Raw genomic sequence first — 19,382 nt, 5'->3', positions numbered from 1 at the left:
GGCGGAAAGCGAACGGCGATACGGTTGTCAGACCGTGCTGGCGGCCTTGGTGCCACGCAAGCGACGGGCGATGCTGCCGATGACCGGCAGCACCAGCAAAGCGAGGCCGATCGTCATCAAGGTCGCCACCAGGGCGTTCGACCAGAAGATCGAGAGCGAGCCCTGGCTGAAGATCATCGACTGGCGGAAGGCGTCCTCGGCCTTGTCGCCGATGACCATGGCGAGCACGAGCGGCGCGATCGGGTAATCGAGCTTCTTGAAGAGATAGCCGACGAGGCCGAAGACCAGCGCGAGCCAGATATCGAACTCCTTGCTCGCGGCGGTGAAGGCGCCGATGAAGCAGATCACCACGATGATCGGCCCGATGATCGAGAAGGGGATGCGCAGGATCGAGGCGAAGAGCGGCACCGTCGCCAGCACGATCACCACCGCGACGACATTGCCGAGATACATCGAGGCGATCAGGCCCCAGACGAAATCGGGGCGGTCGGCGAAGAGCGTCGGGCCGGGGTTGAGGCCCCAGATCATCAGGCCGCCCATCATCACCGCCGCCGTCGCCGAGCCGGGGATGCCGAGCGCCAGCATCGGGAGCATGGCGGCGGAGCCCGCGGCATGGTCGGCGGTCTCGGGCGCGATCACGCCCTCGGGCTCGCCCTTGCCGAACTTGGCGGGGTTGCGCGACGAGCGCTTAGCCATGGCGTAGCTCATGAAGGACGCCGCGGTCGGCCCGCCCGGCGTGATGCCCATCCAGATGCCGATCAACGAGGAGCGCAGCAGAGCGAGCCAATAGCGCGGCAGCTTGGCCGCCGTGCGCAGCACGTCACTGATACGGACCTTGGCGGCGACGCCCTCGAAGCGCAGCCCCTCCTCCATCGTCAGCAGCAATTCGCCGATGCCGAACAGGCCGATGACCGCGATCAGGAAGCTGACGCCGGCCAGCAGCACATCGAACTCGAACGTCAGCCGGACATTGCCCGAGACCGAGTCCATGCCGATCGTCGCAAGCGCGAAGCCGATCGCCATCGAGACGACCGTCTTGAAGGGCGAGGCGCCGCCGAGCCCGATGAAGCTCGCGAAGGTCATGAAATAGACGGCGAAGTACTCGGGCGAGGAGAAGCGCAGCGCGAATTTCGCGACCCAGCCGGACAACAGCGTGATCAGGATCACGCCGGCCATGGCGCCGAAGCCGGCGGAGAGGAAAGCGAAGGAAAGCGCTTCCGTCGCCTTGCCCTGCTTGGCCATCGGGTGGCCGTCGAAGGTCGTCGCGACGGATGAAGGCTCGCCAGGGATGTTGAACAGGATCGAGGTGGTGGAGCCGCCGAAGAGCGCGCCCCAGTAGAGCGAGGTCAGCAGGATGATCGCCGAGACCGGGTCCATCGAGAAGGTCAGCGGCAGGAGCAGCGAAACGCCGTTGGGGGCGCCGAGCCCCGGCAGCACGCCGACGAGCACGCCGAGCAGCACGCCAGCGATCATCAGCAGGATATGGTGCGTGGTGAGCGCGACCGAGAAGCCGTGCATCAGGTTGGCGACGTTGTCCATRCGCGTTTCCCTGCCGCCTCTAGAGGCCGATGAGCGGCTCGATCGGGCCCTTGAGCAGGCCGATCTGAAAGAATTTCTCTAGGGCGAAATAGAAGAACGCCGCCGTCACGAAGGCGGTCGCAAGGCTCGGCAGCCAGCCATAGCCACCCTGGAAACGCATCGCGAAGACGAGATAGAGGATCGTCGCGACATACATGCCGAGCGTGGCGCTCAGCACCACGAAGCCGACGAGCGGCAGCAGGAAGGACAGCACCCGCTTGCCGCGCTCGGCATCGAGGAACGCCTCGGCCAGCGCAGCCTTGCCGGCCACGCGCTGACCCACCGTCATCGCCAGCGTGCCCAGGCTCGCCAGCGCGATCAGCGCCCCGGCATAGAAAGGAAATGCACCGGGCTGCGGGCCCGACGTATCCCAGCCGATGCCGAACTCCAGCGAGCCCTTCACGATGACGAGCCCGAAGACGAGCGTCAGGATCGCGGTCCCGATTTCGGCCCAGAAGCGGGTGATCATGGGGTGGGTTCCTCCTTGCGGGGGCCGCCGAAAAGCGCCTCGTCATTCCGAACGCAGCGAAGCGGAGATCCGGGATCCATCATGGGGCGTAGCGGCCTTCGATGGATCCCGGGTCGGCCAAGCGCCGCCCGGGATGACGTCCAGGTCGCTGCGTCTTGTCGAGTAGGCCCTTACTTCGCGACCCAGCCTTCGTTCTCGAAGACCTTCTTGTTCGCGGCCTCGTCCTTGGCGACGAAGTCGGTCAGTTCCTTGCCCTTCATGAACTTGCCGGTCTGGGCGGTGCGCTGCACGAACTCCTGCCATTCCGGCGTCTTGGAGACCTTCTCCATGAGGCCGGCATAGTAGGTCACGGCGTCGGCCGGAACCTCGGCGGGCAGCCAGACGGTGCGCGGCATCTGGAAGGTCTCGAGCGGCAGGCCCGCTTCCTTGCAGGTCGGGATGTCGCCCCAGCCCTTGCCCTCGAAGACCGGATCGCTCTTGGCGAGGCGGGCTGGCGAAAAGACGCAGAGCGGCTTCACCTGGCCGGCCTTCCACTGGCCGATATTCTCGTTGGGATTGTTGACGTTGGAGTCGATATGGCCGCCGGCGAGCTGCACGGCAGCGGCGCTGCCGCCCTGGAACGGGACGTAGATCCATTTCACGCCGGAAGCGTCCTGGATCATCGAGGTCAGCGTCTGGTCGGTGTCCTTGGACTGGCTGCCGCCCATCTTGAAGCCCATGGGCTTGGCCTTGACCGCCTCGATATAGGCCTTCGCGTCGGCGTAGGGAGCATCACCCTTCACCCAGAGCAGGAACTCGTCGAGCGCCAGCGCGGCGACCGGCGTCAGGTCCGTGTATTTGTAGCCGAGCTTGGCAACGTAAGGCAGCAGATAGGCGTTGTTGGTGCCGAAGATGACGCGGTTCGGATCGCCCTTGGCGCCCTTGCCGTAGACATAGCCTTCCGCGCCGGAGCCGCCGCCCTTGTTCACCACCACGATCGGCTGCTCGGTGAATTTGTGCTTGGTGATGATCGACTGGATGACGCGGGCGAAATTATCGGTGCCGCCGCCGGCACCCGAGGTCACGACGAACTCGATCGGCTTGGTCGGTTCCCAGGCCTGCGCCGCACCGACGCCGCCCAGCGCGAACGCGCCGGCGAGCGCGACAGTCATGGCAATGGTCTTCATGAGGTCTCTCCCTAGGGTTTTGAATTTGAAGGGCCACTCTTGCCGGCGGCCTTGTTGAAAACGAAACCGGATCAGGCGGCGGCGCGGGCCTTCGTCTTCCCGTCCTGCGCCATCTTGATGGCCAGCGACAGCGCGGCGCGAGTGGCGCCGAGATTGGCGATGCCCTTGCCGGCGATCTCATAGGCCGTGCCATGGGCGGGCGTGCAGATCGGGAAGGGGAAGCCGCCGATCAGCGTGACGCCACGGTCGAAGCCGATCAGCTTCATCGCGATCTGGCCCTGGTCGTGATACATCGTCAGGACGGCGTCGAAATCGCCGTTCTTTGCCCTCAGGAAGACGGTGTCGGAGGGGAACGGCCCCTCCACAGTGAAGCCCTTGGCCTTGGCGGCCTTCACCGCCGGCTCGATCGTCTCGATCTCGTCACGCCCGAAATTGCCGCCGTCGCCGGCATGCGGGTTGATGCCCGCGACAGCGATGCGCGGCGGGTTAAAGCCGGCAGCGCGCAGATTGGCGTCAGCCAGCGTCAGCGCGCGCAGGATGCGCTCCTGCGTGATGTTGCTGGCAACCTCGGACAGCGGGATGTGGGAGGTGACGCGAGCGTTCCAGAGCTTGTCGAGGACATTGAATTCGCTCGCGGGGCCCTCGAAGCCGATGGCATCGCGCACGAAGCGGATCTCGTCGTCGTAGCCGGGATAGGCGAAGCGCATCGCCGCCTTGTTGAAGGGCGTGAAGAAGACCGCATCGGCCTTGCCGGAGGCGGCGAACTGGAGCGCGCGGCGGAAATTCTCTGTCGCGGCCTTGCCGCCCGCGAGCGTCGCCTTGCCACGCTGGAGATCGGCCGGATCATGGTTGCCGAGGTCGATGAAGACGGGCCTGTCGCCGAGCGGCAGCGCCTCGCCGTCCTTCACGACCTGCACCTGCGGATCGACGCCGCTGTCCTCGATGCCGAGATCGAGCAAACGCTTGTCGCCGAACACGACATAGCGCGCCGCGGACCGGAGATCGGGCTCCGCCAGGATGCGCGCCATCAGTTCCGGGCTGATGCCGGAGGGATCACCCATCGCTGCGGCGATCACCGGCAAGGCGTCATTCGTCCGCTCATTCATGGCCGCACTCCGCTGCCTTTTCATCCCTGTTGCCCTCTTCGCTACCACAAGCACCTCATCGTCTCAAGTATGCTGTATGCAGCATAACGAGATTGCTGTAGTCATTTCCGAAAGCGCGGGCCCGAACGAGCCACGCCGTCATCGGCCGCGCGGGGAGAGAAGCCTGATGAATTTTCACGCGCATTACGCGGGGGTCACCGAGCCGGTCGAAACCTGCCTCGTCGGCAGCGGCAGCTTCGGCCGCAGTTATCTCGCGCAATCGCGGCGGACGCGGCTGGTCAATGCGCGCATCGCGGTGGACATGACGGCTGAAGCCGCCGGGCGCGCCTTTGCCGCCGCCGGCTTTGCGCCATCGGAGATCGCCCTGTGCGAGACCGCAGCCCAGGCGCGCGCGGCCTGGGACGGCGGCAAATGCGTCGCCGCCGCCAGCCTCGACATCGTCCTCGAACTGCCGTTCCAGCTGCTTGTCGAAGCGACAGGCAGCCCGGAAGGAGCGACCCAATACAGCCTCGCCGCGATCGAGGCCGGCCGCCATGTCGCGCTGGTCTCGAAGGAGGCCGACAGCGTCGTCGGACCGGGGTTGGCGCGCCTCGCCCAACAGAAGGGCGTCGTAGTGACGCCGGTCGACGGCGACCAGCCGAGCCTGCTGATCGCGCTGGCGAGCTGGGCCGAGGTGCTCGGCCTGGAGATCATCGCTGCCGGCAAGTCGAGCGAATATGATTTCGTGCTGGACGCCGCCACGGGCAACGTCACCTGCAATGGCGTGACCCATGCCCTGCCGGCGCTGCGCGAGCATTGGCTGCCCGGTTCTCGCTCGATCGTCGCCAATGCGGCCGAGCGCGCGCGCATCCTGGGCGAGGCCTTTCCGCTGCGGGCCGTGCCCGATCTCTGCGAGATGACGCTCGTCGCCAATGCGCTCGGCTTCTCGGCCGACGCGGCCGGCTTCCACGCACCGCCGGCCCGCATTCCGGAGATCGCCGACCTCTTCGCGGAACGCGGCGAAGGCGGGCTCCTGACCGGCACACGCCGCATCGACGTGTTCCATCATCTGCGCCTGCCCGAGGAGGCGAGCTTCGCCGGCGGCGTCTTCATCGTCGTGCGCTGCGACAACGCCGAGACCTGGGAAATGCTGGCCGGAAAGGGCCATGTCGTCAGCCGGAGCGGCCGGGCGGCGGCGCTCTACCTGCCGCGCCACCTTCTGGGTGTGGAAGTCGCCACTTCCATCCTCGATGCCGCCGGCCTCGGCCGCTCCGGCTATGGCGAGGACTATCGGCCACGAGAGGACCTCGTCGCCGTGGCGCAACGCGACCTCGCCGCCGGCACCGCGCTCGTAATGGGCGGGCACCATCACAGCATCGATGGCGTCGGGGCCGAGATCAGGCCGGCCGCGCCGCTCGCTGCCGAACGCCCTGCCCCGTTCTACCTCGTCGCCAACCGGACCCTCGTCCGAAACGTCAGGGCCGGCGACGCGATCCGCCTCGGCGATGTCGAGATACCCGGCGATTCCGGGCTGCTGGCGATGCGCCACCGGCAGGACGCGCTGTTTGCCACCGAGGCGGCCGCCGTCGTTTGACAGCACAGACGCCGCATGCCGTAACGGACGCGCCGGAAACGATGGAACAGCGATGAGCGAGACGGCCACCGATTATCCCCGGATCACGCGACGGACCCTCCATGACGAGGTTCTGGAGCGGGTGCGCGACATGATCATCGAGGGCCAGCTCATCCCCGGCCAGCGCATCAACGAGGGGCTGGTGGGTGCGCAGCTCGGCGTGTCGCGGACGCCACTGCGCGAGGCGATCAAGACGCTCGCCAGCGAAGGCCTGGTCGAGATCCTGCCCGCCAAGGGCGCGGTCGTGCGCAAGTTCTCGGCACGCGATCTCGCCGACATCCTCGACGTCATCAAGAGCCTGGAACAGCTCGGCGGACGGATCGCCTGCGCGCAGGCCAGCGACGCGACCATCGAGGCGATCCACAAGCTGCACCGGGACATGCTGGCGCTTTACGCGACGCGCGACCGGCTCGACTATTTCAAGCTGAACCAGGCGATCCACAGCGCCATCGTCGCCGCTTCCGGCAATCCGGTTCTCGCCGAGATGCACACCACCCTGCAGTCGCGCATCAAGCGGCTGCGCTTCGTCGGCAATGAGGGGCCGGAGAAATGGGCGGGCGCAGTAGCCGAGCACGAGGAGATGATCGCGGCGCTGCTCAAGCGCGACGCCGACGCCCTGTCGGAAGCGATCGGCCGGCACATGGACACCACGCTTCTGCGCGTCCGCGAGGTGCTTTGATAGCCAAGCCGGACGCTCATTCCGGCCCGAGCAGGCGACCTTGCGAGGCGACGGAAACCGCGCAGCGCAATCGTTTACCCTCCCATTCTCGGGTCGCAGAACGCCTGCGGAAACGACTATTCGCCTCCTTCGACTTTCAATAAGCTGTTGACAAGGCGGCTCGGGGAATTCCGCCGATGAAGCTTCCGATGCAACGGGGCCATCTTCCGCCGCAGGCGGCGGAGAGGCGTTCAAGGAGACATCCATGAAAAAGATCTTGTTGGCGACGCTGTCGGCCTCCGCGCTGATGGCGGCGCAGCCCCTGATGGCGAAAACGCTGGTCTATTGCTCCGAGGGCAGCCCCGAGAACTTCGCGCCGAGCGTCAACACGACCGGCACCTCCTTCGACGCGAACACCCAGATCTACGACACCGTCGTCCAGTTCGAGCGCGGCGGCACCAAGGTGCAGCCCGGCCTCGCGGAGAAGTGGGACATCTCGGCCGATGGCCTGACCTACACCTTCCACCTGCGCAAAGGCGTGAAGTGGCACTCCAACCGCGCCTTCAAGCCGACACGCGACTTCAATGCCGACGACGTGATGTTCATGATCGAGCGGCAGTGGAAGGAGGATCACCCGTTCTTCAAGGTGACTAGCTCGAACCACTCCTATTTCAACGACATGGGCATGCCCAAGTTGCTGAAGTCGGTGGAGAAGGTTGATGACTACACCGTGAAGATCACGCTGAACCAGCCGGAGGCGCCATTCCTCTCCGACCTCGCCATGCAATACGCCAGCGTGCAGTCGAAGGAATACGCCGATGCGATGCTGAAGGCGGGCACGCCCGAGAAGCTCGACCAGGACCCGGTCGGCACCGGCCCGTTCTATCTGGTGCAGTACCAGAAGGACGCGATCATCCGCTACAAGGCCTTCCCGGAATACTGGGCCGGCAAGGCGAAGATCGACGACCTCATCTTCGCGATCACGCCGGATGCCTCGGTGCGCTGGGCCAAGCTCCAGAAGGGCGAATGCCATGTCATGCCCTATCCGAACCCGGCCGACCTCGACGCGATCAAGAAGGACGCCAATGTCCAGATCCTGGAGCAGCCGGGCCTGAACATCGGCTATCTCGCCTACAACACCACCAAGAAGCCCTTCGACGACGTCAAGGTGCGCCGCGCCGTCAACAAGGCGATCAACAAGAAGGCGATCATCGACGCGGTCTACCTCTCCAGCGGCATCGCGGCGACCAACCCGATCCCGCCGTCGATGTGGTCCTATAACGAGACGATCAAGGACGATCCCTTCGATCCGGAGGCGGCCAAGAAGGAGCTGGCCGAGGCCGGCTACCCGAATGGGCTCGAGATCGACCTGTGGGCGATGCCGGTGCAGCGTCCCTACAACCCGAACGCCAAGCGCATCGCCGAGCTGATGCAGGCGGACCTCGCCAAGGTCGGCGTCAAGGCCGAGATCAAGTCGTTCGAGTGGGGCGAGTACCGCAAGCGCATGCAGGCGGGCGAGCACCAGACGGGCATGCTCGGCTGGACCGGCGACAACGGCGATCCGGACAACTTCCTGCACACGCTGCTCGGCTGCGACTCGGCCAAGACCAACGGCTCGAACGTCGCCAAGTTCTGCTACAAGCCCTTCGAGGATCTGGTGACGAAGGCGAAGACGGTCACCGACCAGGCCGAGCGCGAGAAGCTCTACCAGCAGGCTCAGGTGATCTTCAAGGAGCAGTCGCCCTGGTTCACCATCGCGCATGCGGTGCAGTTGAAGCCCGTCCGCAAGGAAGTGAAGGACTTCAAGCTCTCGCCGTTCAGCCGCCACGTCTTCTACGGCGTCGACATCGGCAACTGAGCCGAAGCGCCGGTCGCGCCCCGTTCTGGCGCGGCCGATGCATGCCAAACGACGCGGCCCCTCGGGGCCGCGTTTCGGGAGGTGGAGACGATGGGGCACGACGCCCCGCGCCCGATCCGTCTCCCCGCCTATCCGAGAGAAACGCCATGTCGGTTCGTGCCCGCTCCTTCGCTCTGACGCTGGGGCTGAGTGCCCTTTTCCTGCCCGCCGCCGCTGGCGCCCAGGCGCTCGTCGTCTGCTCCGAAGCCAGTCCCGATTTCCTGAATCCGCAATTCAGCAGCCAGAACACCGCCTATGACGTGGCGGCGCAGATCTACGAGCGGCTGACGGCGACCGAGCGCGGCGGCTCGCAGATCATCCCGAGCCTCGCCGAGTCCTGGACGATCTCGGACGATGCGCTGACCTACACCTTCAAGCTGCGCAAGGGCGTGAAGTGGCACGCCAGCAAGACCTTCACGCCGACGCGCGAATTCAACGCCGACGACGTGGTCTTCTCGTTCGAGCGGATGTTCGACGCCAATAACCCCTACAACAAGGTCGGCAGCGGCAATTACCAGTTCTTCAGCGAGATCGTGAAGCCGAGCCTGAAGTCGGTCGAGAAGGTCGACGACTACACGGTGAAGCTGACGCTGAACAAGCCGAACTCGCCGCTGCTTTCGGCGCTCTCGGTCGAGCCGATGTCGATCCTCTCGGCCGAATATGCAGCCGCGATGCTGAAGGCCGGCACGCCCGAGCAGGTCGATTTCGCGCCGATCGGCACCGGCCCGTTCTCGCTGCTCGCCTATCAGAAGGATGCCGTCATCCGCTTCAAGGCGGTGCCGGACCATTGGACCAAGGCTGTCGGCAACCGCGACCGCATGGCGCTGGTCAACGACCTGATCTTCGTGATCACGCCCGATGCCGCCGTGCGCTTCGCCAAGGTCCGCTCCGGCGAGTGCCAGATCGCGCGCTACCCCAATCCCGGCGACCTGCCGGCGATGAAGACGGAAGCCGGCATCAACCTGCTGCAGGGCAGCATCGCCGATCAGAGCTTCCTCGCCTTCAACCAGCAGAAGAAGCCCTTCGGCGACAAGCGCGTGCGCGAGGCGCTGGCCTATGCCACCAACATCCCGGCGATCATCGACGCGGTCTATCAGGGCACGGGCAAGCCCACGGCGGCGGCCGTGCCGCCTTCGCTGTGGTCGCACAATGACGAGCTGAAACCGCGCGCCTATGATCCCGAGAAGGCCAAGGCGCTGCTGAAGGAGGCCGGCCTCGCGGACGGCTTCGAGACGACGCTCTGGGCGATCCCCGTCGTGCGCGCCTATATGCCGAACGGCCGGCGCGCTGCCGAGCTGATCCAGGCCGACTGGGCCAAGATCGGCGTCAAGGCGACGATCCAGACCTTCGAATGGGGCGAGTACCTCAAGCGCGGCCGCGCCGGCGAGCACGAGGTCGGGATGTTCGGCTACACCTGGGACTATCCCGATCCGAGCCAGATCCTGCTTTCGGGCTGGACCTGCGAAGGCGTGAAGACCGGTGCCAACCGGGCGCGCTGGTGCAACCAGGAAGCTTCCGACGCGCTGGCAAAGGCCAACACGATCACCGACCAGGGCGAGCGCACGAAGCTCTACAAGCGCTTTCAGGAACTCTTCCACGAGGATGTCGCGGGCCTGCTCTTCGCCAATGCGCAGGCCTTCACGCCGGTGCGCAAGGAAGTGAAGGACTACAAGATCCACTTCTTCGGCGGCCAGCCCTTCTACGGCGTGTCGATCACCAAGTGACGGCTCGCCCCCGATAGTCATCGGCGCCGATGGAGCATTCATTGCTTCGTCGGCGCCGGCTTTATTCGCATTGTTTCGTTGGTGCCCCCGAGGTTTTGCAAGTCTTTCGTCGGGCATCCGAGTTCCACCCGCGCAGCACCATCGCGATCCACGGTTTTCGTCACGGCGTTCTTGATCTTTCCGGGATTCTGGTGTTTGCGCTGCGCCGGAATTCGAACTTGAATAAAACGACAAAACAGGCCGCCGCGTGGAACGCCACGCTCCGGCCGACAAGAATGGCAGAACCATGCTGCGCTTCATCTTCACACGGCTGAGCCTGGTCATCCCGACCTTCATCGGGATCACGCTTCTCGCCTTCTTCCTGGTGCGGCTCGTGCCGGGCGACCCGATCGAGACCATGGCCGGCGAGCGCGGCATCGATGCTGCCCGCCATGCACAGCTCCTCACCGAGTACGGTCTCGACCGGCCGCTTTTCGTTCAGTACGGCCGCTATATCGAGCGCGTCGTGCAGGGAGATCTCGGCAAGTCGATCGTGACGCGCGAGAACGTGCTGACCGAGTTCGGCCAGCTCTTCCCCGCCACCATCGAGCTCGCACTCTGCGCCATCATTCTCGCACTCCTCATCGGCCTGCCGGCCGGCATCATCGCGGCAGTGAAGCGGAACTCGATCTTCGACCATGGCGTGATGGGCATCTCGCTCACCGGCTATTCGATGCCGATCTTCTGGTGGGGGCTGCTGCTGATCCTGCTGTTCTCGGTTCAGCTCGGCATAACCCCGGTTTCGGGCCGCATCGCCGTGCAATACTTCATCGAGCCGGTCACCGGCTTCCTCACCATCGACAGCCTGCTGGCCGGTGACATCGACGCCTTCTGGTCGGCGCTGTCGCATCTCGTCTTGCCGGCGATCGTGCTCGGCACGGTGCCGCTCGCCGTCATCGCCCGCATGACGCGTTCGGCGATGCTGGAGGTGCTCGGCGAGGACTATATCCGCACGGCACGGGCCAAGGGCATGGCGCCGATCCGGGTCGTCGCGCTGCACGCGCTGCGCAATGCGCTGATCCCGGTCGTCACCGTCATCGGCCTGCAGGTCGGCACGCTCTTCACCGGCGCGATCCTGACCGAGACGATCTTCTCCTGGCCCGGCGTCGGCAAATGGCTGATCGAGGCGATCAGCCGGCGCGACTACCCCGTCCTGCAGGGCGGCACGCTGCTGCTCGGCATCGTCGTCATGAGCGTCAACCTCTTCGTCGATCTGCTCTACGGCCTGATCAACCCGCGCATCAGGCACGCCCGATGAACCGCCTTACGCATTTCAGCTCCCAGCGGAGCCCTCGCCCATGAGCGCCGAGACCCTCGAAGCCCCCGCCGTCGCCGCACCGAGCGGTGTCCCGCCCCATCCGGCGCGCGAATTCTGGACCTATTTCAGCGCCAATCGCGGCGCGGTGGCCGGGCTCGTCGTCATCGTCGTGGTGCTGTTCTGCGCGCTGTTCGCGCCGCTGATCGCGCCGCATGAGCCGAACCTGACCAACAACGCGGTCTTCCTGAAGCCACCGTTCTGGCAGGAAGGCGGCTCGCTCTCCTACCCGCTCGGCACCGACGCGATCGGCCGCGACATCCTCTCGCGCCTGCTCTACGGCGCGCGGCTTTCGCTGGTCATCGGCATCTTCGTGGTCGCCGTAGCGATCATCGTCGGCATCGTCCTCGGCCTCATCGCGGGCTATTTCAAGGGCCTCGCCGATATCGCGATCATGCGGMTGATGGACATCCTGATGACGATGCCGAGCCTTCTGCTCGCGATCGTCATCGTCGCGATCCTCGGCCCCGGCCTGATGAACGCCATGCTCGCCGTCGCCATCGTCGTGCTGCCGCATTACGTGCGCATCACCCGCGCCGCCGTCATCACCGAAGCCAGCAAGGATTATGTCATCGCCGCCCAGGTCAGCGGCGCGCAGACGGTCCGGCTGATGTTCTCGGAGATCCTGCCGAACTGCGCCGCGCCGCTCATCGTGCAGGCGACGCTCGGCGTCTCCACCGCGATCCTCGACGCCGCCGCGCTCGGCTTCCTGGGCTTAGGTGCCCAGCCGCCGACCCCGGAATGGGGCACGATGCTCGCCGATGCCCGCGAGTTCGTGCTGCGCGCCTGGTGGGTCGTCACGTTCCCGGGCCTCGCCATCCTCATCACCGTGCTCGCCTTCAACCTGCTGGGTGACGGCCTGCGCGATGCGCTCGACCCCAAGCTGAAGCGCTGATCCCATGCCCCTTCTCGAAATCGAAAACCTCAGCGTCGAATTTCCCACCTCCCAGGGAACGCTGCGCGCCGTCGACCGCATCGACCTCACCCTCGAGGAGGGCGAGGTGCTCGGCGTCGTCGGCGAATCCGGCTCCGGCAAATCAGTCACCATGCTCGCGCTGATGGGCCTCGTCGGCTATCCCGGCCGCGTCCGCGCCGACAAGCTGCGCTTCGACGGCCGCGACCTCCTGACCATGTCCGCCCGCGAGCGCCGCCAGCTCACCGGCAAGGACGTGGCGATGATCTTCCAGGAGCCGAGCACCAGCCTGAACCCCTGCTTCACCATCGGTTTTCAGCTCGCCGAGACACTGAAGAAACATGAAGGCATGGACGGCAAGGCCGCGAAGCGCCGCTCGATCGAGCTGCTCGAACAGGTCGGCATCCCCGCGCCGGAAAGCCGCCTGAAGGCCTTCCCGCATCAGATGTCCGGCGGCATGAACCAGCGCGTGATGATCGCGATGGCGATCGCCTGCAATCCGCGCCTGCTGATCGCCGACGAGCCGACGACCGCGCTGGACGTCACCATCCAGGCGCAGATCCTCGACCTGCTGATGTCACTGCAGCGCGAGCGCGGCATGGCGCTCGTCCTCATCACCCACAATATGGGCGTCGTCGCCGAGACGGCACAGCGCATCATGGTGATGTATGCCGGGCAGATCATGGAGGAGCGCAAGGTCGACGCGCTGTTCGCCGATCCACAGCACCCCTATTCCGCCGCGCTGCTCGCCGCCCTGCCGGAGCGCAGCGAGCATGCGAGCCGCCTCGCCACCATCCCCGGCATGGTGCCCGGCCTGAACGACCGGCCGAGAGGCTGCCTGTTCAGCCCGCGCTGCGCCTATGCGACCGAGCATTCGCGCAATGTCCAGCCGGAGCTCAGGAACTGGGCAGACGGGCGCGTGCGCTGCCATTATCCGCTCGGCGATCCCAATCGCGATGCCGAGCGCGCCCGCGACGAGGCCGGCCTGACGACGGAGGCGACGCGATGAGCACCGTCATCGAAGCCCGCGAGCTGACCCAGACCTATCCGGTCAAGCAGGGGTTCTTCCGCCCGCCGGCGCAGCTTCAGGCGGTGAACAAGGTGTCCTTCTCGGTCGAGGCCGGGCGCACCCTCGCCGTCGTCGGCGAGTCCGGCTGCGGAAAGTCGACGCTGGCGCGGATGGCGACGCTGATCGAGACACCGACCTCGGGCCATCTGACCCTCGACGGGCTCGATGCCATCTCGCCGCCCGCGAGCGAGCGCAGGCGCCTGCGCCGCACGGTGCAGCTCGTCTTCCAGAACCCCTACGGCTCGCTCAATCCGCGCAAGAAGATCGGTACGATCCTCGAGGAGCCGCTCAAGATCAACACCGACCTCTCCAAGGCGGAGCGGACCGAGAAAGCCCGCGCGATGATGGCCAAGGTCGGCCTGCGTCCGGAGCACTATGCCCGCTATCCGCACATGTTCTCGGGCGGCCAGCGCCAGCGCATCGCGATCGCGCGTGCTCTCATCCTCTCGCCAAAATTGCTGGTGGCGGACGAGCCGGTCTCGGCGCTCGACATCTCGATCCAGGCGCAGGTTCTGAACCTGCTGGCCGATCTGCAGGACGAGCTGAAGCTCGCCTATCTCTTCATCTCGCACGACCTCAGCGTCGTCCGCCACATCGCCCATGACGTCATGGTGATGTATCTCGGCAATGCCATCGAGCACGGCCCGAAGGAGCGCATCTACGCCCGGCCGCTGCACCCCTATACGCAGGCGTTGCTGGCCTCGACGCCGCGTGTCGGCGGGGCCAAGCGAGAGCGCATCGTGTTGCGCGGCGAACTGCCCTCCCCRCTCAATCCGCCGACGGGCTGCGTGTTCTCGACCCGCTGCCCCTATGTGACCGATCGCTGCCGGGCGGAGCGCCCAGAGAAGCGCGAGATCGACGGCCGGCAGGTCGCCTGTCACTACGCCGAGGACTTCCTAGCCAAGGCGGCGTGACCGCGTTGCTTCGGCGGGCCTTGCCGAAGCGCTCGCCGGCGCGATAGCTCTCGCTGTGCCCTGCCCCCGCAAGCTGGCAGGGCAGGAGATGCGAAGCGAGGTCGAGATGTCCATTGCGTCTGAATTGACGGAGCGCTTCCTGCGCTACGTCGCGGTCGAGAGTCAGAGCGACGCGCGGGCGACCAGCCTGCCCTCCACGCCCGGCCAGCAAAACCTCGCCGCCCTCCTCGCCGAGGAGCTGCGAGCCCTCGGCCTCGCCGACATCGTCATCGACGGCCACGCCACCGTCACCGCCCGCAAGCCCGGCACCCGTCCGAGCGCGCCGCGCATCGGCTTCATCGCCCATCTCGACACGGTCGATGTCGGGCTCTCCCCGGTGATCCGCCCGCAGATCCTGCGCTACGAAGGGCAGGATCTCTGCCTCGACCGCGAGCGGGACATCTGGCTGCGCGTGGATGAGAACCCACAGATCAAGCCCTGGGTCGGCGAAGACGTCATCGTCGGCGACGGCACCAGTGTGCTCGGCGCCGACAACAAGGCCGCGGTCGCGGCGATCATGACGCTGCTCGCCGAGCTCAGGCCCGAGGACGCCCATGGCGACATCGTCGTCGCCTTCGTGCCCGATGAAGAGATCGGCCTGCGCGGTGCCAAGGCGCTCGATCTCTCTCGCTTCGCCTGCGACTTCGCCTACACCATCGATGCCTGCGAACTCGGCGAGGTCGTCATCGAGAATTTCAACGCGGCACAGGGCGAGATCAGCTTCACCGGCGTCAGCGCCCATCCGATGTCGGCCAAAGGCGTGCTGGTCAACCCGTTGCTAATGGCGATGGATTTCATCGCCGAGTTCGACCGCGCGGAAACGCCGGAGAATACCGAAGGGCGCGAAGGCTATTTCTGGTTCACCGAGATCGCCGCCAGCCAGAGCGAAGCCAGGCTAAAGGTGATGATCCGCGAATTCGACAAGGCCCGGTTCGAACAGCGCAAGCGCCGCATCGGCGAGGTCACCAAACTGATCGCGCAGCGCTATCCGAGGGGACGGGTCTCGTCCGATGTGACCGACACCTACGGCAACATCCATGACAGCCTGGGCGAGGACCGCCGCTCGGTCGACCTGCTCTTCGCGGCGCTCGATACGCTGAAGATCGAGCCGAAGCTGATCCCGATGCGCGGCGGCACGGATGGCGCTGCCCTCTCGGCACGCGGTCTGCCGACGCCGAATTTCTTCACCGGCGGCTGCAATTTCCACTCGCGCTTCGAGTTCCTGCCTGTCCCGGCCTTCGTGAAGTCCTATGAGACGGCGCGTACGATCGTCCGGCTGGCGGCGGAAAAAGCGACCGCTTCCTCTCCCTGATTCATCGGTGGCGGCGCCGAACTCACGACCAGTAAGCTTCCGCCGTCATGCACAACGTGCCGTTCTGCTTGGCCGTCCAGAGCCTCAAACCGTCACCGTCTTCGGCGGCGTGCAGCGCGAAAGCGTCGTCGTCGAACAGCGGCGACAGCCCGCGGAAACTGAAGCGCTTCGGCGGGGCACCGCGCAGTTCCGTGGCGTAGTTGCAAAGCAGGGCCGCCTGCATGGGACCATGGACGATGAGACCGGGGTAGCCCTCGACCTCCGTCACATAGCGGCGGTCGTAATGGATGCGGTGCCCGTTGAAGGTCAGCGCCGAATAGCGGAACAGCAGCGGCGCCTCCGCCCTCATCGGGCGCTGGTGCATGCCTTGCTCGGCCAGCGGAGGCGTCTTCGCCGCACCCGTACCGGTCTCAAGGCCGCGATAGACGATGTCCTGTCGCTCCTCGAGCACGAGCGCACCGTTCGCCTCGATACGATGCTCGACCGTGACGAAGCAGAGCGCCCCGGTGCGTCCCTCCTTCAACACGACATCGGCAATGCGGGAGACACGCTTTGCGGTGTCGCCAACCTTGAGATCGCCATGGAAGGAGAACGCACCGCCGGCCCACATCCGGCGCGGCAAAGGCACGGGCGGCAGGAAGCCGCCGCGCGCGGGGTGACCATCGGGGCCGAGCCCGCTGGTCGGGGCTGCCGGTTGCGCCAGGCAGAAATGGATGAGCCTGGGAACCATCTCGCCGGTTTTCGGGGCCTCACCCGGATAATCGAAGGTCGCGTGGTATTTTCGCGCAAGGTCCTCGCTGACGATATCGACGCCGACATCCTCCCGGCCGATCCAGCCGCGCAGATAATCGATGTCGAGGTTGGGCGCGTCGGGAGCAGTCATYAGTACGACCTCGGCATGCCCAGCACATGCTCGGCGAGATAGGACAGGATCAGGTTCGTGGATATCGGCGCGACCTGATAGAGGCGCGTCTCGCGGAATTTGCGCTCGACGTCGTATTCCTCGGCGAAGCCAAAGCCGCCATGCGTCTGGATGCAGGCATTGGCGGCCTCGAAGGAGGCGTCGGCCGCCAGCATCTTGGCCATGTTGGCCTCCGCGCCCGGATTGGCGCCGGCCTCGTAGAGCCGGATTGCCTCGCGCACCATCAGTTCGGCGGCGCGCATGTTGGCGTAGGCCTTGGCGATCGGGAACTGGACGCCCTGGTTCTGGCCGATGGGCCTGCCGAAGACATGGCGTTCCCTCGCGTAATTCGAGGCCTTTTCGATGAACCATTTCGCATCGCCGACGCATTCGGCCGCGATCAGGATGCGTTCCGCGTTCATGCCGGAGAGGATGTAGCGAAAACCTTTGCCCTCCTCCCCGACGAGGTTCTCGGCCGGCACCTTCACATTGTCGAAGAAGACCTCAGTGGTGGCGTGATTCATCATCGTGCGGATCGGCCGGATGGTGAGGCCGGCCTTCAACGCCTCGCGCATGTCGAGGATGAAGACCGACAACCCGTCGGTGCGCTTGGCGACCTGGTCGCGCGGCGTGGTGCGGGCGAGCAGCAGCATCAGGTCGGACTGCGCCGCACGGCTCGTCCAGATCTTCTGGCCGTTGACGATGTAATGATCCCCTTCGCGCCGAGCCGTGGTCCTGAGCGCAGTGGTGTCGGTGCCGCTGGTCGGCTCGGTCACGCCGAAGGCCTGCAGCCTGAGCTCGCCCGAGGCGATCCTGGGCAGGTAGCGCTGCTTCTGGTCGGCCGTGCCATGTCGCAGCACGGTGCCCATCACATACATCTGGGCATGGCAGGCGGCGCCGTTGCAGCCCTGTCGCTGGATCTCCTCCATGATCACCGCGGCGGCCGAGAGGGGCAGGCCGGCGCCACCATATTCCTCCGGGATCAGGGCGGAGAGGAAGCCGCTTTCGGTCAGTGCGGCCACGAACGCGGCCGGATAGGCCATCTCGCGGTCGAGCTTGCGCCAGTACTCCCCGGGAAAATCCGCGCAGAGCTTCGCAACGGCGTCGCGGATGTCGGAATGGTCGGGGGCATGGTCCATGACGGCCTCGAGATTGTCCGGGACCGTAGCAATAGACAAAGGCCTCGGACGCGTCCTCCCCTCTCAGCGGCTCGGCAGCCCCGCTCCTGCCAGCGGCGCGGCGACGGCATTGCTCGTCGCGTCTCCGACATCGCTGACCGTGCGCCCGACCTCCTCGATCGTATCGTTGAAGTTGCGGCGCGTATGAGGGTCGACAACGGCGAGCGGCGCCGAAATCGCGAGGCCTGCGGCCGTGCCGACAGCCGCCGCGGTGCCGGCGGTCACCTGCATCAGGCGCTCGCCCAGACCGACGCGTGAATCCGTGATCGGCTGCCCCTCGACCAGCCGGGTGCCGATCAGCTGCACCACTTCCGGGCTTTCGGCGAATTTACCGTGGTTCAGGCTGTCGCCGGAGCGCAGCTTCGTCAGGTTTACGACCGTGATACCGGCCTTGGAGAGCTCGGTCCGGTAAGGCTCGACGTCCGGGTCGATCGCGCCGAGCCGCACCGTGCTGCCCCAGACGCGCCGCGAAACGGCCAGCGCCCGATCATCCTGCGAGACGAACATCGTGAAGCGCGGCAACTTGCCCTGGATATCACCGATCTGGCTTTGGAAAACATCGACATCGACATCCGGCGCCGCGAGCATGACGTTGGCGATCTTCGGTGGGATGCGCCCGTTCCGAATCGCCATCTGGCGCAGCGCTTCCATCGTCACCCAGTTCCCCATCGAATGGGCGAGGATCGAGACCTCTCCGACCGACGGATCGCGCGCGAGATCCTGCAAAAGACTCTCCAGCGCCGTGCGCGAATAGTTGCCGCTCTCGCGGTCATAGCCATAGGCGAAGATAGAGCCGCGCGAGGGCCAGGTGAAGAGGATCGGCACGACGTCGGCGGTCGAGTCATGAACGATCTGGGCGAAGCGGTAGACCGCGTCCTCGAAGCGGTTGTTGAAGCCGTGGATGAAGACCATCACCCTGCGCTTGGGCACCTTCATCACAGCCTTGTGGAAGCGCGACACCGCCTGTGCGCGGTCGAGCTTATCGACCCTAAGCGTGACGAAGTCAGTCTCCGGATTGCCGGGCAGCTGGCTCGGCCACTGCACCTCGCCGACCTTGCGACGCGCCGCCGGCGGCAGCGACACCGTGATTTCGGCGAAGGCCGGCTTGCCGCGCTCGCCGGAGAACAGGATGCCCGCATCCTCGTCAGGCGCGCGCGTCGTCGCGACCAGCATGGTGACCTTGCTGGTGTCGGAAGCAGACGAGCTTACAGGCAGGAGCACGCCCTTCACGTCCCCCGCGCAGCCCGTCAGCACCAAGGCCGCCGCTCCGGCACAGAAAAGCCGAAGCCTAGCCTTGTGGAGAAACGCAACACGCATTCTCACCTCGTCCCCGATCACGACGCAGTGCATCCCGAGATCATCTGATCTTGCGGGAATGATACCGAACTTTGACAGCCCGTCAGGACTAGGCAGCGTTCCTGCCGGGCGGTCAAGGCACCCTCGCCTCCTTACCGGCGGGACAGTCAGTCCGCCACTCGGTGCGCCTGCGTGG

At 65.9% G+C, this 19,382-nt stretch carries 16 protein-coding genes; 9 read left to right on the top strand and 7 right to left on the bottom strand.

Going from position 1 to position 19,382, the window contains the following annotated elements; genetic code table 11:
- Positions 1 to 27: 27 nt before the first annotated feature.
- From AC1DVA_RS19275 to AC1DVA_RS19260, 4 genes are all read right to left on the bottom strand, one after another.
- The gene (locus AC1DVA_RS19275; RefSeq protein WP_476806942.1) at positions 28 to 1,539 is read right to left on the bottom strand and encodes a tripartite tricarboxylate transporter permease; all 1,512 of its coding nucleotides are present in this window, start codon (positions 1,537 to 1,539) and stop codon (positions 28 to 30) included.
- A 19-nt stretch (positions 1,540 to 1,558) separates the two neighbouring features.
- Positions 1,559 to 2,047 carry a tripartite tricarboxylate transporter TctB family protein gene (locus AC1DVA_RS19270; RefSeq protein ID WP_265051855.1) on the bottom strand — a complete coding sequence of 163 codons (489 nt, stop codon included), beginning with the start codon at positions 2,045 to 2,047 and terminating at the stop codon, positions 1,559 to 1,561.
- Between the two features lie 170 nt (positions 2,048 to 2,217).
- A complete protein-coding gene (locus AC1DVA_RS19265) occupies positions 2,218 to 3,213 on the bottom strand; it encodes a Bug family tripartite tricarboxylate transporter substrate binding protein (protein ID WP_265051854.1) in 996 nt (331 codons plus the stop codon).
- A 71-nt stretch (positions 3,214 to 3,284) separates the two neighbouring features.
- Positions 3,285 to 4,319, bottom strand: a complete 1,035-nt coding sequence (locus tag AC1DVA_RS19260; protein WP_476806941.1) for a 4-hydroxythreonine-4-phosphate dehydrogenase PdxA — start codon at positions 4,317 to 4,319, stop codon at positions 3,285 to 3,287.
- A gap of 166 nt (positions 4,320 to 4,485) precedes the next feature.
- Here AC1DVA_RS19260 and AC1DVA_RS19255 point away from each other — a divergent pair, with 166 nt between their 5' ends.
- The 9 genes from AC1DVA_RS19255 to pepT all read left to right on the top strand — a co-directional run bounded on the left by AC1DVA_RS19255 (position 4,486) and on the right by pepT (position 15,811).
- Positions 4,486 to 5,892, top strand: a complete 1,407-nt coding sequence (locus AC1DVA_RS19255) for a flagellar biosynthesis protein FlgA (protein ID WP_476806940.1) — start codon at positions 4,486 to 4,488, stop codon at positions 5,890 to 5,892.
- Between the two features lie 52 nt (positions 5,893 to 5,944).
- Positions 5,945 to 6,610 (top strand): GntR family transcriptional regulator, encoded by a 666-nt coding sequence (locus AC1DVA_RS19250; protein ID WP_265051851.1) that lies wholly within the window; start codon positions 5,945 to 5,947, stop codon positions 6,608 to 6,610.
- Positions 6,611 to 6,854: 244 nt separating this feature from the next.
- Complete coding sequence (locus tag AC1DVA_RS19245; protein WP_476806939.1) at positions 6,855 to 8,447, top strand: ABC transporter substrate-binding protein; 1,593 nt, start codon at positions 6,855 to 6,857, stop codon at positions 8,445 to 8,447.
- A gap of 146 nt (positions 8,448 to 8,593) precedes the next feature.
- Positions 8,594 to 10,210, top strand: coding sequence for an ABC transporter substrate-binding protein (locus AC1DVA_RS19240; RefSeq protein WP_476806938.1), 1,617 nt, complete (start codon positions 8,594 to 8,596; stop codon positions 10,208 to 10,210).
- A gap of 286 nt (positions 10,211 to 10,496) precedes the next feature.
- Complete coding sequence (locus AC1DVA_RS19235; RefSeq protein ID WP_265051848.1) at positions 10,497 to 11,507, top strand: ABC transporter permease subunit; 1,011 nt, start codon at positions 10,497 to 10,499, stop codon at positions 11,505 to 11,507.
- A 40-nt stretch (positions 11,508 to 11,547) separates the two neighbouring features.
- Positions 11,548 to 12,459: an ABC transporter permease subunit gene (locus AC1DVA_RS19230; protein ID WP_476806937.1), complete on the top strand. Its 912-nt coding sequence runs from the start codon at positions 11,548 to 11,550 to the stop codon at positions 12,457 to 12,459.
- 4 nt (positions 12,460 to 12,463) lie between these two features.
- Positions 12,464 to 13,486 carry an ABC transporter ATP-binding protein gene (locus AC1DVA_RS19225; RefSeq protein ID WP_476806936.1) on the top strand — a complete coding sequence of 341 codons (1,023 nt, stop codon included), beginning with the start codon at positions 12,464 to 12,466 and terminating at the stop codon, positions 13,484 to 13,486.
- Positions 13,483 to 14,460 carry a peptide ABC transporter ATP-binding protein gene (locus AC1DVA_RS19220; RefSeq protein ID WP_265051845.1) on the top strand — a complete coding sequence of 326 codons (978 nt, stop codon included), beginning with the start codon at positions 13,483 to 13,485 and terminating at the stop codon, positions 14,458 to 14,460. Before AC1DVA_RS19225 ends, AC1DVA_RS19220 begins: the two co-directional genes overlap by 4 nt.
- Before the next feature lie 106 nt (positions 14,461 to 14,566).
- The gene (gene pepT / locus AC1DVA_RS19215) at positions 14,567 to 15,811 is read left to right on the top strand and encodes a peptidase T (RefSeq protein ID WP_476806935.1); all 1,245 of its coding nucleotides are present in this window, start codon (positions 14,567 to 14,569) and stop codon (positions 15,809 to 15,811) included.
- A 22-nt stretch (positions 15,812 to 15,833) separates the two neighbouring features.
- On the opposite strand, the gene AC1DVA_RS19210 is transcribed toward pepT, so the two are convergent.
- From AC1DVA_RS19210 to AC1DVA_RS19200, 3 genes are all read right to left on the bottom strand, one after another.
- Entirely contained in the window at positions 15,834 to 16,694 is an 861-nt protein-coding gene (locus tag AC1DVA_RS19210; protein ID WP_476806934.1) for an HTD2 family dehydratase, read from the bottom strand.
- On the bottom strand, positions 16,694 to 17,851 hold the full coding sequence (locus AC1DVA_RS19205) for an acyl-CoA dehydrogenase family protein (protein WP_476806956.1): 1,158 nt from the start codon (positions 17,849 to 17,851) through the stop codon (positions 16,694 to 16,696). Before AC1DVA_RS19205 ends, AC1DVA_RS19210 begins: the two co-directional genes overlap by 1 nt.
- Positions 17,852 to 17,914: 63 nt before the next feature.
- Positions 17,915 to 19,207, bottom strand: a complete 1,293-nt coding sequence (locus AC1DVA_RS19200) for an alpha/beta hydrolase (protein ID WP_476806933.1) — start codon at positions 19,205 to 19,207, stop codon at positions 17,915 to 17,917.
- Between the last annotated feature and the right edge of the window lie 175 nt (positions 19,208 to 19,382).

The sequence above is a fragment of the Allobosea sp. P4_C6 genome (assembly GCF_056402015.1).
This window is presented reverse-complemented; position numbering and strand designations above follow the sequence as displayed.